This window comes from Pseudoalteromonas sp. 13-15 (assembly GCF_001468205.2).
Classification (GTDB): Bacteria; Pseudomonadota; Gammaproteobacteria; order Enterobacterales; family Alteromonadaceae; genus Pseudoalteromonas; species Pseudoalteromonas marina.
This window is the reverse complement of record NZ_CP019162.1, coordinates 643,511-655,119: the sequence shown is the minus strand read 5'-3', so window position 1 is coordinate 655,119 and position 11,609 is coordinate 643,511. Positions and strand designations below refer to the sequence as shown.

Here is an 11,609-nt window from a genome sequence, read left to right as displayed (position 1 = left end):
TTTATTTATTAAGCTACCAAACGAAAACCTATTAGTACCAACATCACAATGTTGGCAATAAAGCTAATTAAAAAGAAATACGTACGCGGGCTTGGGTTTTTCTCTGTTGCAATCACATAGTATAAAATCATGTGAATTAAACGCGCAACTACATACACCCACACACACATTGCAAAAATTGCGCTTTGGTAATTAATTACAAATGCAAATAACACCGTGCCTATAAATAGTGCGCTGTTTTCTAATGTATTTTGAAACGTACGGTGCGCTCTAAATATAAAGCTTTCGTGCGATAAATCGTCGCTAATTTTACCCGGCACTGCACCAGGCTCCTTGGCCTTGCTAAAGGTCGCAACACCCCACTGCACCACCAGCATAATTAAGTAAAAGTAGAACCCTAAATAAGCAGATAAAGACACGTCATTCATTGTTAAATCCTTTATTTTAAAACTAAGTAATTAAAGCTGCATTACTTGTGCAAATTAAATACCAAATAAAAACTATATCTATTCAGTAGCTTGCAATATGTTGGAAATTACTTTTGTAATAACTACATATTACCAAGTGCCATTTTACAACGGGCTTTTTAAGTTCTGAGGTTTAAAGTAATACACACAACGCCATGGTCAGTGGTTAAGTCGTCTCGCTCATATTCGGGGTTAATTAAATGCCTGTCGTACGTATTATGGTTACTTACTTCAAAAAAACTATCATCGTAGCTTGGGTCAAACTCGCACGACAGTAAAATATAATCAAGCACTGAGCTGCTTGTACCAAAGTAGTGAGTTGCTTTACGCGTTAGTCGTGCTGTTTGAGCAGTGTTTTCACCATCACTGTTATTTGCTTGTTGAGCATCATCAGCAGTAATTACTAGTTTTTCAAATAATGCCCACGAATCATACAAACAGTACTTAGCTAGGTAGGCTTTGGCATCCATTGCGGGCGCAAACCTTAATGTATTGGTTAGCAGGTGGTTAAGTACGCCATCAGAAAGGTCGTTGTTAAAATCGCCCATTAATACCATGGGGTTTTGAGTCGCCTCTCGTCGGGTGATCATTTGTATCATGAGTAAAGTCGCTTCGCTGCCACGTTGAATTGTTGAGCCCCAACTCCCTGCTACATTCGCTTTTAAAATATCGACAATGTTTTGCTCGGCTGTTACCGCTTTATTGTGTTCGTCTACCTCAAGCATGCCCCGCTTAGATTTAAAGTGCACTACATAGCAATCTGTATCTCCTAAGTGAGGTAACGTAACTGTGGCCCTGAGTACTTTACGACTAAATGAAAACGCCTGTGTTAAACCAAGTGAGCATGCGAGTTCCTCATCATGCTCCACTGCTATTACATCAATAATCGGGTATTTAGAGGCAATACCAACAACAGGGTGCTTAAAAATAAAATCATCTATAACATGGGGTTTATCAACTACAGCAAAATGGTTATAACCTTGGTTTAGCATTAATTCTTTAAGTGACTCAATACTAAATATTTCCTGAAAACCAATTACATCGGGCTGCTGCTCGTTTATGTATTCGGTGATCCAGCGCTGTTTTCTTGCCCATTGCTCAGCGGTGTATATACGTTCAAATTCGTAATAGGCGTTAGGTGGTTCAAGGTAGTTAAACAAATTAAAGGTGGCTATTTTAAGCTCGGTATTATTAATTACAGGCTCTGTGGGGAAGTTAACTGATTCGTCGTTTATTTTATTTGGGTTATTGATAACTAAACACCTACATTTAATACTGCAATGATTATAACGCAGGAAGGCCGTATGTATAAGTCGTGAATTATTCTCATCTATAAATTTACTCCGTTTTTTTACGTTATACTCTTTGCCTAATTTATTAAATGTATTAGGTTTTATGAACTATTCACACTTTGGCAGCAAATTTACTCAACCCAATGGCATTACACAGCTAATGGAAGATCTTGGTAATGCTAAAAACAGTAATAACCCTAATTTAGTGATGCTTGGCGGAGGCAACCCCGCCTCTGTGCCACAAGTAAACACAGCGTTTATTAACGAGCTAAATCATTTAGTAAAAAATAATAAAATAGCTCAAATAATGGGCCTTTACGATGGCCCAACGGGTAACGATGAGTTTAGAGCAGCCCTTGCCAATCAGTTAACACAAGAATATGCGTGGAATTTAACAGCGAGCAATATTGCATTAGGAAATGGTAGCCAAGCTAACTTTTTTATTTTATTTAACCTATTTGCAGGAAAAATGGCTGATGGCAGCCATAAAAAAGTACTTTTTCCACTTGCGCCAGAATACGTAGGCTATGCCGACCAAGGTTTAACTGACGATATGTTTGTGGCCATTAAACCCGAAATAGAAATACTAAATACACCAAACGGCTCTAAACGGTTTAAATATGTAATTGATTTTGATGCGGTTAAGGCTGTACTTGCCAACGACAACAGCATAAGCGCATTATGTGTGTCGCGCCCTACCAACCCAACGGGTAACGTAATCACCGACGATGAAGTTCATCAACTAGATTTGCTCGCAAAGCAATACAATATCCCCCTTATTATTGATAACGCCTATGGCGACCCATTCCCTGGCTGTATTTATACCGATGCAAACCTAATCTGGAACTCAAACATTATATTGTGTATGTCACTTTCAAAACTGGGCTTACCAGGCCTGCGCACCGGTATAGTGGTTGCCAATAACGAGATTATTAAAGCAATTAGCCGCGTTAATGGCGCTATGGTGTTATCACCTAATAGTTTTGGGCCAAGCTTAGTCACCCGCTTAATCAAAGACAATAAACTACTGCCTCTGTGTAAAAATACCATTTTGCCTTTTTATAAAAATAAAGCACAGGTCGCTGTTAGCCTATTTGATGAAATATTTGCTGACTTACCGGTTTATTTACATAAGGTAGAAGGCGCATTTTTTATGTGGCTATGGTTTAAAGATTTAAAAATAACTAGCGAACAGCTTTACCAAAAACTAAAAAAACAAGATGTGTATATAATTCCTGGCCACAACTTTTTTATAGGTATTGAAGATAGCTGGGAGCACAAACATCAATGCGTGCGTATTAATTACGCCACCGATGAAGCAACGCTCAAAAAAGGCCTAGAAGCAATTAAAACACTCATAATGTAAATACACATACAGTGTCATTATGAGTTTAATTGATACCCTCATACTCGTTTAAAGTTCATGCAAACGCGTTCTATCCCCTTTAAATTTATATATAAATTGGTATCCTACTCGACCTTTTTTAGCATATGCTTACATAAAAGCACCCGTAAATAAATGTCTATAGCTGCACCGCACTTATTTTAAGTGGCGGCAATACACAACAGGCTTGGCGTATAATTATTGGTTTTAAACGTTAGGTGTAACTTTAAATAGCAACATGCAATAACACTATTAAGGTAAATTATGCGATTAGGTCCAGGATTACTCGTCACTGCTGCCTTTATTGGGCCAGGTACAATCACTACAGCCAGTGTGGCAGGCGCAAACTTTGGTTTTGCGCTTATTTGGACATTACTATTTTCAGTTATTGCCACTATATTACTGCAATCAATGGCGGCACGCCTTGGCGTTGCAACAGGCCAAGACTTAGCGCAAGCACTTAGGGCAAATATTCAAACCCCGCTATTTAAATCGTTAGCCATATTTTTAGTGATCAGCGCCATAGGTGTTGGCAGTGCAGCATACGAAGCGGGTAATTTAAGTGGCGCGAGTATGGGATTAATTGGCATATTTCCAAACGTTAATCCGCAAATATGGACCCCTCTAATTGCTTTTTTAAGTGCCGGGTTACTTTATAGCGGCAAACATAAAGTGGTAGAAAACGCACTTATAGTATTAGTGATTTTAATGAGCTTGGTGTTTATATCGACATTGATCATGGCTTCACCATCACTGGCTGATATATTGTCAGGCTTTACGCCAAGCTTGCCCGAAGGCTCAATAACAACTGTTTTAGCGTTGGTTGGTACAACCATAGTGCCGTACAACCTGTTTTTGCACTCTGGCGTTTTAGCAGCTAAGCACGACAGCAAAAGTGACTTACAAAAAGTAATTAAGCAAACCAATGTTGATACTGGCCTTTCAATTACTTTGGGTGGTGTAATCACATTAGCTATTTTATCTACCGCGTCGGTCGCTTTTTATGGAACAAACGCAGGGCAAATTAGCGCAGCAAACATGGCAGTACAACTAGAGCCCTTGCTCGGTGATGGAGCCCATTACTTTTTTGCTATAGGGTTGTTTGCCGCAGGGCTAACTAGCGCAATAACCGCGCCGCTTGCTGGGGCCTATGCCGTATGTGGTATGTTAGGTTGGTCAAACGATATGGCAAGTACTCGCTTTAAAAGCGTTGCTATTATCATCTTATTATTTGGTGCTGCGGTAGCATCTCTTGGGTTAGACCCTGTCGCAGTTATAATATTTGCCCAAGCAGCTAATGGTTTATTACTTCCTGTTATCACTATTTACTTAGTGTGGTTAGTAAATCAAAAATCGGTCATGGGGAAATTTACCAACTCGTTTATTTTAAACCTAGTTACTCTACCTGTGTTAATGCTTATTTTTGGCTTAAGTAGTTACAAACTCATTGGTTTATTTTTTTAATAAAGTATAAAAAGGGTTTTAAAAAGCCGTGGTTTTCATTAAACAGCGGCTTTAGCTAAGGAACTAGCCTTAAAAAACACTTAGTTTAACTTTATGTTTTCAAATACTTTAATTAGTTTTGCAAACGCGTAACCGCCAATAGCGCCTGCAACCAATTGTAAATAAAAGCCCCACCCTCTTGCGCCAGCAATAATGGTTATATTCATAATAGACTCAATCGCAATGAGCGCCGTCGCAAAAGCGGCTATACCCGCTATAACAAACAGCCCAGTACTATGTGCTTTTAATTTTTTATTAATAAACCAAGTCACTAAAAAAGCAATAGTGAGTGCAAGGGCAATAATAGCGCCATACGTAGGAAGTAAACCTAACCAATCTTCGAGTGTTAAATTAACACGGTCTGCAAACTCCACAACTACACCTACATTAACTAATTGATTGACAACGTATTGGCTATGAAACAAGCTAGCAAGCGTAAACGTTAGTAACCAAGCAACTAAAAATGAAGGGAGTATGCGTGTTAAAAACAACATGGTTATCTCAATTTAAACTAAATAATTTTTCATACAGTAGCAAAGGCTTGCGCGGTAAACAATGCATCTCGCTTTTTATACTATTCCTGCTCTTCTCATTTAACGTCAATGCAAACAATGCATTACCTAAAAAACAATATACAACGCAAACATTCGCTACACAGCTAAACTCGCCTTGGAGTATGGTGCAACTGCCCGATGGCACATGGTTAATAACCGAACGCGACGGCCACGTAGTGGTTATTAAAAATAACGAGCAAAGTAGAATAAAATTACCACTTGAAGGTTTATACGTTGCAGGTCAAGGTGGTTTACTTGATATAGTACTCACGCCTAATTTTGCTAAGTCCAAAGAAGTTATTTTTACCTACGCCCAAGGCAATCTTGATGCAAACAGGCTCGTAATAGCTAAAGCTACCTTCAACGGTACACGTTTTACAACGCCAACCATCATTTACAACGTAGCCACAGATAAAGACACACCACAACATTACTCTGGTCGCGCCCTTATTCTCCCCGATAACACTATACTGTTTTCAAGTGGCGATGGTTTTGACTACAGAGAGCAAGCACAAGTAGTAACTAGCCAGCTTGGCAAAACACTGCGCATTTCAGCAAATGGCAAAACACCCAAAAATAACCCTTTTATTGACCACAAAAACCCAACAGCTCATGCAGTGTATTCATATGGGCACCGTAACCTTCAAGGTTTAGTGTACGACTATGACACGCAACAAATTGTAAGCCACGAACATGGCCCCGCAGGTGGCGACGAGCTAAATTATTTAACGGCTGGAAATAATTACGGTTGGCCAGTCATTACAAACGGTGACGATTACTCGCAAGCGCGCATATCTCCATTTAGAGACTACCCAGGCATGCAAAAACCAAGCGTAGATTGGACGCCATCAATCGCTCCATCGGGTATGGCGTATTATGGCTCTAAACACGCCGCATTCCCTTCGCTTCAAAAACATGTGCTCATCACCACGCTTGTAGATAAAAAACTCTACAGCGTTAATTTAGCGAATGGTAAATTCACCCAGTCGCATGTATTTCCAGAAGCAACAGGACGATTAAGAGATGTATTTGTAACTACTCAAGGTAATGTAGCCATATTAACTGATGGGAAAGATGCTAAGCTGATGTTGTTTAAAGCTGATTAATTCACAAAGAGGATTTGAGGCGCTCCGCTTTTAGAGAAATATAATGGGTTATATTAGGACGCTTTAGCTATTTGCAATTTGATGTCTGAAGTCAAGATTTGACCCCTTTATCTCATTTAGTTTAATTGTCAGTGTATTAGTACCAAAATCTAATATGGCTTGGTATTTTCTAAAAAATGGCGAGACTAATAACCCATGTATTGAATTGCCACCACCAGCGGCCTGAACATGGTCTAGGTCTAGTGATACAAACTGCGTACTTTTATACACCTGCCCTGCCAGTTCAAATTTTACAACGTCTGTTAAGCCCATTTCGTGTTCGGTTGTACCTAAACCTGCGTCATTTTCTTCGCTTAGTGCCTCTTGTATTCCAAGCTATTTAATACATGCTCTATCTAAAACAGATGCACCCGCCGCTGTATCTAAAATTAAACGTACTGTATGCCCATTTATTTCAGCCTGAACAATTTGATGACCTGTTTCTGATACTTCAAATTGCAAGCTTGTAGCTTTAGCTAATTCCATGAATGTTCCTTATTTAGGTTAATTAACTAACACTTTACTGCAGTTACCTTCCAAAACAACAGAATAAATAGTAAGCCAGTGGCTTTTCACTTACATCCCATTTGCAGTTAAAATATGGCAGAGATTTTTAAGCTAAAAAAACAAAAACTAATTTTTTTAGAGCCAGTTTATTAACAAAGAGGGTGAGAGGCGCTTCGCTTTAAGAGGAAAATAATGCACAAACTAAAGTTACTTCGAGTTAATTGCGACTTGATGTCTGAAGTCAAGATTTGCCCCCTGTATTTTCATAAGTGATTGCTCCCAACCTTTAATTATACGTACATTACTCAAGTTCCGGGATTGTTTTAAGCACAGCCTGATTATACATTAATAGCGCCTGTTCTTTAATTGGGCTGGGTAAGTCACAGATAATCTCCGGAATCTCACGTAACCCTTGTTCCAAACCTGATACCATTTGTGATTTTGTTACTTTTTTTGAAGTAACGAAATCCTCAATTTGTTTAAGTGATTGCTCCCAACCTTTAACTAACTCTCGGATAGTTTCATTGTCCAAGTTTTTAAACTCATCACTTAAGTCGAAATAGGCTTTTAAATATCTATCGAATTTCGTCATCCTCAAAATTTACACCTATATCGCAGTACGTATAACACTTACTATAACCGGTTTGTGGCGCTCTTCCACAAATCCGGTTGATAGTTTTGTTATATGTACATTTACATCTGAGCAAAATATGACAGCCCTTGAGTCAACTGTTCTACTGTCAGGACTGTACCCGATTGATCGTCGATCGTGATACCTTCACACTTAGTATTTAGTATGATGGCGGTAGTAAAGGCTGATAAAGCTTCACTTTCTCTTCCACCAAAACGAAGTTGATAAACCTGCCCGTTAGTTAATTTGGTGGGCAATTGAGAAGTAAAATCATCAGGTAAATTCGTGACGGGATATGAATAAGATTCAACGCCTGCGACTTCTCCGTTAATCTTCGCTGGCAAAAAACCGCTGTGGCTCTTAAGCTCAATATTTTTTTCATACTCGATAGAATAACCAAGCTCAGCAGAATATTCATTTAACTTTGTAGTAGAAGTATTGCAATCAAGTGCAAGAACAACGAATAAGCTCATCGACATAAAGACATCCTTTCTAAATTAAACCTCAAAACGACAACGTACATATAACGCCCTGTTAACAGGCAAAAAATAGTTGGTTAAAATTAGCGACGAAGGAGCAAAAACCAACTGTTTTTTGCCCTTGTTTAACAGTTTGTTAGCTGTACATTCCATAAGTTATTGCATACCAGCCATTTTATATAAAAAATACGCAAAACCAGAAAACGCTAGAACACCAACAACTACCATTATTGTTAATGTTTTTGATTTTGTCATTGAATCTACAAGTGCAACTTCGGTTTGCATCCGAATAAGATCTAGATTGTCATTAGATTCTTTTAACTGAGGCTTACCACTTTTCTGTTCCATGAAAATATACTCCATTAATTGAAATGATTCTTGTACTGCTAACGCCCAATTAACGGGCTAAAAATAGTGGGCTAAAATGGAGCGAAGCGAAAAGCCCGCTGTTTTTAGTCCTGTTGAATGCCTTGTTAGCAGTACGATAACTCAAACTCTGAATTATTTAAAATACTCTCGATAAGTTTCTGATAGCTATTGGGATTACAAACATAACCAGAATAGTTTTTGTTATTGAAACTAAATTGATGGAGAGAAGAAAGCATAACTTTTTGACTATCTAGATACTCCTCAAATGAGGTAACACTCACGGCAGAACAAGAAAAATCAAAGAGACCATTTATTGATAATTCAGTTATTACACCTTCAGATACTTGGATATAAAACCACTGTAATTTAGAAAGTTGATTACTAAGATCTCGTAAACACAAAGATACGGCTTTCTCGGCTGTTTTAGATGAACTTTTGACCAAGGCATTAGATGGAAGGTGAATTACACTCCCAATAAAATTTCCTGATTTTTCCTCGACACCTATTTCTAACACTGAACTTTCCTGTACTGCTAACAATTTTGTCTACGACATTTGTCGTTTTATAAACCGACAAATGTCCATAAATTACAATGCATTTATCTTAACCATCAAATAAACACCTGTAAACAATTAGTTAACTGAAAATTATTTTTAATCAGTGCGAAAATACACCGAAATGGTTGAGATCAGTAATATTGGACAAAACAACATACACTGTCTATATATACAGTTAAATTTTGCTAGAGATTCATATCATGAAATCACCTTTTTTAACTATGATAGCCGAACAAATGTATCTAAAGCGTTATGCTAAAAGTACCATTAAAGCGTATTTATACTGGATAGCTTCGTTTATTCGTTTTAACTCTATGAGGCACCCAACAACGATGGGAGATAATGAGGTCGAACTTTTTTTAAATCATTTAGTCAACCAACAAAATGTTGCTCCTAATACTCAAACACAAGCCTTAAATACGTTGAGCTTTTTATTTAAAGAAGTGATTAAAAAGCCACTCTCATTATCATTAGGTTTTATTAAGAGCAAACGAGCAACTAAACTACCGGTAGTTTTAACGCAGCAGGAAATAAATAATTTTTTTAAAGTGTGCTCTGCGAAGCATTATTTACCCTGTGGACTACTTTATGGCAGTGGTATGCGATTAATGGAGGTACTGCGTTTACGAGTACACGATATTGACTTTGACTATAACTGCATTCGAATTTGGGATGGCAAAGGAGGTAAAAATCGTGTTGTGACGCTTGCAGTAGAGCTCATACCGCAATTACGTTCTCAAATACAATTAGTTGATAGTTACCTGCAATTAGATCTGAAAAACCCTTTATATAGCGGCGCTTACATGCCGCATTTGTTACGTAAAAAATATCCAAACCATAACAGACAATTAGGTTGGCAATATTTATTTTCATCACATAAATTAAGCATTGATCCTGAGAGTAAGCAGCTGAGGCGTCATCATATTGATGAAAAGCAATTACAACGCGCTGTTAAACAGGCTGCTGACGATGCAAAAATTAGGAAACACGTTACACCACATACCTTACGCCATTCATTTGCAACGCACCTATTGCAAAGTGGCGCTGATATTCGTACGGTTCAGGCACAATTAGGCCATAGTGATGTGCGAACAACCCAAATATATACTCATGTTTTACAGCAAGGAGCCAATGGTGTTGTAAGCCCATTTTCGAGATTATAAAACCAGCAAAAGTTTTTAATTGTGTGTCACGCGTTAAAGTACGCCTTATACAAAATAGCGCCGATAATGTATGAAGCCGATCCTTACACAATGAATTTCACTGCGAATTAATATCTCAGCTTTTACCTTTAACCTCGAACCTTTTCCCTTTAACCTTTTACCCACAAAAAAGCCGCTGTTCGTTTAAAACAGCGGCTTTTCTACTTAAAACTTAGAGCTTATAGCTAAAAACTAATAGCTAGTACTTTAAGCTTTACCAATCACTTCAAGTCCACCCATGTATGGGCGTAATACTTCTGGTACGACTACTGAACCGTCAGCTTGTTGGTAGTTTTCTAGTATGGCAACTAGTGTACGGCCAACGGCTAAACCTGAGCCATTTAGTGTATGTAGTAACTCTGGCTTTTTAGCACCTTCACGGCGAAAACGAGCTTGCATACGGCGCGCTTGGAAATCGACCATATTTGAACAAGACGAAATTTCGCGGTAGGTATCTTGCGCCGGTAACCATACTTCTAAGTCGTATGTTTTAGCTGCGCCAAAGCCCATGTCGCCCATACATAAAATTACTTTACGGTATGGTAGTTCTAATGCTTGTAAAATTTGCTCTGCGTGGCCTGTTAGCTCTTCAAGCGCTTGCATTGAATCTTCTGGTTTAACTAGTTGTACTAGTTCAACTTTATCAAACTGGTGCTGGCGAATTAAACCACGTGTATCGCGACCGTAGCTGCCCGCTTCACTTCTAAAACATGGTGTGTGCGCAGTTAAGCGAATCGGTAAATCACTTTCGTCGTAAATTTCGTCGCGTGCGCTGTTAGTCAACGGTACTTCTGCTGTAGGGATTAAGCTAAAGCCAGCTTGTTGTTCACCGTCGTCGTTTACTAGGCCTAATGTATGGAATAAGTCGCCTGCAAACTTAGGTAATTGGCTTGTGCCGTATAGGCTTGCGCTGTTTACTAAGTACGGTACATACATTTCTGTATAGCCGTTTGTGTCTGTGTGGGTGTCTAACATGTATTGCGTTAGTGCACGGTGCATACGTGCTACTTGGCCGCGCATTACTGTAAAACGTGCGCCACTAATTTTAACGCCCATTTCAAAGTCTAGACCGTTTAGGTCTTGGCCTACGTCTACGTGATCTTTTACTTCAAAGTCGTACTTTTTAGGCGTGCCCCAGGTAAGTATTTCAACGTTGTCGTCTTCATCAGCGCCTTCTGGTACTGATTCGTCTGGCAAGTTTGGAATTGCTAAAGCAATGTCGTTAATGGCGTTGAGTACTTCGTCTTGCGCTTTTTTAGTTGCGTCTAATTCGCTGCCTAAGTTTGCCACTGCGTCTAATAGCGGCTGTGCGTCTTCGCCTTTCGCTTTTGCTTGGCCAATGGCTTTAGCACTGGCGTTACGTTGACTTTGAAGCTCTTGCGTTTTTACTTGTAATGTTTTGCGTTGCTCTTCAAGTTCTGTCACTTTTGCAACATCAAGCTCGTAGCCACGAGCCGCTAAGCGTGCTGCAGTTTGCTCAACGTCTTGTCGTAAATATTTAGAATCTAACATGTTAGTT

At 38.9% G+C, this 11,609-nt stretch carries 14 protein-coding genes; 4 read left to right on the top strand and 10 right to left on the bottom strand.

From position 1 onward, the window contains the following. Positions 1-8: 8 nt before the first annotated feature. Together ATS72_RS03085 and ATS72_RS03080 are read right to left on the bottom strand one after the other, a co-directional pair. Positions 9-428: an MAPEG family protein gene (locus tag ATS72_RS03085; protein ID WP_010556400.1), complete on the bottom strand. Its 420-nt coding sequence runs from the start codon at positions 426-428 to the stop codon at positions 9-11. A 158-nt stretch (positions 429-586) separates the two neighbouring features. After that, positions 587-1,627 (bottom strand): endonuclease/exonuclease/phosphatase family protein, encoded by a 1,041-nt coding sequence (locus ATS72_RS03080; RefSeq protein WP_058428811.1) that lies wholly within the window; start codon positions 1,625-1,627, stop codon positions 587-589. A gap of 235 nt (positions 1,628-1,862) precedes the next feature. Here ATS72_RS03080 and ATS72_RS03075 point away from each other — a divergent pair, with 235 nt between their 5' ends. Together ATS72_RS03075 and ATS72_RS03070 are read left to right on the top strand one after the other, a co-directional pair. Further along, on the top strand, positions 1,863-3,125 hold the full coding sequence (locus tag ATS72_RS03075) for a valine--pyruvate transaminase (RefSeq protein WP_010556398.1): 1,263 nt from the start codon (positions 1,863-1,865) through the stop codon (positions 3,123-3,125). Between the two features lie 282 nt (positions 3,126-3,407). Further along, positions 3,408-4,607, top strand: coding sequence for an Nramp family divalent metal transporter (locus ATS72_RS03070; RefSeq protein WP_010556397.1), 1,200 nt, complete (start codon positions 3,408-3,410; stop codon positions 4,605-4,607). 80 nt (positions 4,608-4,687) lie between these two features. Here the strand turns inward: ATS72_RS03070 and ATS72_RS03065 are convergent, their stop codons facing one another. Then, complete coding sequence (locus ATS72_RS03065; protein WP_010556396.1) at positions 4,688-5,140, bottom strand: hypothetical protein; 453 nt, start codon at positions 5,138-5,140, stop codon at positions 4,688-4,690. On the opposite strand from ATS72_RS03065, the gene ATS72_RS03060 reads away from it, so the two are divergent. Next, positions 5,125-6,306, top strand: coding sequence for a PQQ-dependent sugar dehydrogenase (locus tag ATS72_RS03060; protein ID WP_058428810.1), 1,182 nt, complete (start codon positions 5,125-5,127; stop codon positions 6,304-6,306). The two genes, ATS72_RS03065 and ATS72_RS03060, sit on opposite strands and share 16 nt — an antisense overlap. Positions 6,307-6,369: 63 nt before the next feature. Here ATS72_RS03060 and ATS72_RS18940 read toward each other — a convergent pair whose 3' ends face one another. From ATS72_RS18940 to ATS72_RS03035, 6 genes are all read right to left on the bottom strand, one after another. Continuing rightward, positions 6,370-6,618, bottom strand: a complete 249-nt coding sequence (locus tag ATS72_RS18940) for a hypothetical protein (RefSeq protein ID WP_010556394.1) — start codon at positions 6,616-6,618, stop codon at positions 6,370-6,372. Between the two features lie 63 nt (positions 6,619-6,681). After that, the gene (locus ATS72_RS18935; RefSeq protein ID WP_010556393.1) at positions 6,682-6,831 is read right to left on the bottom strand and encodes a hypothetical protein; all 150 of its coding nucleotides are present in this window, start codon (positions 6,829-6,831) and stop codon (positions 6,682-6,684) included. Between the two features lie 322 nt (positions 6,832-7,153). After that, positions 7,154-7,444 carry a hypothetical protein gene (locus ATS72_RS03050; RefSeq protein WP_010556392.1) on the bottom strand — a complete coding sequence of 97 codons (291 nt, stop codon included), beginning with the start codon at positions 7,442-7,444 and terminating at the stop codon, positions 7,154-7,156. Positions 7,445-7,545: 101 nt separating this feature from the next. After that, complete coding sequence (locus tag ATS72_RS03045; protein ID WP_058428809.1) at positions 7,546-7,962, bottom strand: hypothetical protein; 417 nt, start codon at positions 7,960-7,962, stop codon at positions 7,546-7,548. A 156-nt stretch (positions 7,963-8,118) separates the two neighbouring features. Then, positions 8,119-8,310 (bottom strand): hypothetical protein, encoded by a 192-nt coding sequence (locus tag ATS72_RS03040; RefSeq protein ID WP_010556391.1) that lies wholly within the window; start codon positions 8,308-8,310, stop codon positions 8,119-8,121. 125 nt (positions 8,311-8,435) lie between these two features. Next, positions 8,436-8,846, bottom strand: a complete 411-nt coding sequence (locus tag ATS72_RS03035) for a hypothetical protein (RefSeq protein WP_010556390.1) — start codon at positions 8,844-8,846, stop codon at positions 8,436-8,438. A gap of 242 nt (positions 8,847-9,088) precedes the next feature. On the opposite strand from ATS72_RS03035, the gene ATS72_RS03030 reads away from it, so the two are divergent. Next, a complete protein-coding gene (locus ATS72_RS03030; protein ID WP_058428808.1) occupies positions 9,089-10,051 on the top strand; it encodes an integron integrase in 963 nt (320 codons plus the stop codon). Positions 10,052-10,297: 246 nt separating this feature from the next. Here the strand turns inward: ATS72_RS03030 and serS are convergent, their stop codons facing one another. Further along, positions 10,298-11,602: a serine--tRNA ligase gene (gene serS / locus ATS72_RS03025; RefSeq protein WP_008127231.1), complete on the bottom strand. Its 1,305-nt coding sequence runs from the start codon at positions 11,600-11,602 to the stop codon at positions 10,298-10,300. Positions 11,603-11,609: the final 7 nt, after the last annotated feature.

What these genes read in the sequence shown, in the direction of transcription:
- ATS72_RS03085 (WP_010556400.1), bottom strand. Translation starts at nt 428, where the DNA reads ATGAATGACGTGTCTTTATCTGCTTATTTAGGGTTCTACTTTTACTTA.
- ATS72_RS03075 (WP_010556398.1), top strand. Translation starts at nt 1,863, where the DNA reads ATGAACTATTCACACTTTGGCAGCAAATTTACTCAACCCAATGGCATT.
- ATS72_RS03070 (WP_010556397.1), top strand. Translation starts at nt 3,408, where the DNA reads ATGCGATTAGGTCCAGGATTACTCGTCACTGCTGCCTTTATTGGGCCA.
- ATS72_RS03065 (WP_010556396.1), bottom strand. Translation starts at nt 5,140, where the DNA reads ATGTTGTTTTTAACACGCATACTCCCTTCATTTTTAGTTGCTTGGTTA.
- ATS72_RS18940 (WP_010556394.1), bottom strand. Translation starts at nt 6,618, where the DNA reads ATGGGCTTAACAGACGTTGTAAAATTTGAACTGGCAGGGCAGGTGTAT.
- ATS72_RS18935 (WP_010556393.1), bottom strand. Translation starts at nt 6,831, where the DNA reads ATGGAATTAGCTAAAGCTACAAGCTTGCAATTTGAAGTATCAGAAACA.
- ATS72_RS03050 (WP_010556392.1), bottom strand. Translation starts at nt 7,444, where the DNA reads ATGACGAAATTCGATAGATATTTAAAAGCCTATTTCGACTTAAGTGAT.
- ATS72_RS03045 (WP_058428809.1), bottom strand. Translation starts at nt 7,962, where the DNA reads ATGTCGATGAGCTTATTCGTTGTTCTTGCACTTGATTGCAATACTTCT.
- ATS72_RS03040 (WP_010556391.1), bottom strand. Translation starts at nt 8,310, where the DNA reads ATGGAACAGAAAAGTGGTAAGCCTCAGTTAAAAGAATCTAATGACAAT.
- ATS72_RS03030 (WP_058428808.1), top strand. Translation starts at nt 9,089, where the DNA reads ATGAAATCACCTTTTTTAACTATGATAGCCGAACAAATGTATCTAAAG.
- serS (WP_008127231.1), bottom strand. Translation starts at nt 11,602, where the DNA reads ATGTTAGATTCTAAATATTTACGACAAGACGTTGAGCAAACTGCAGCA.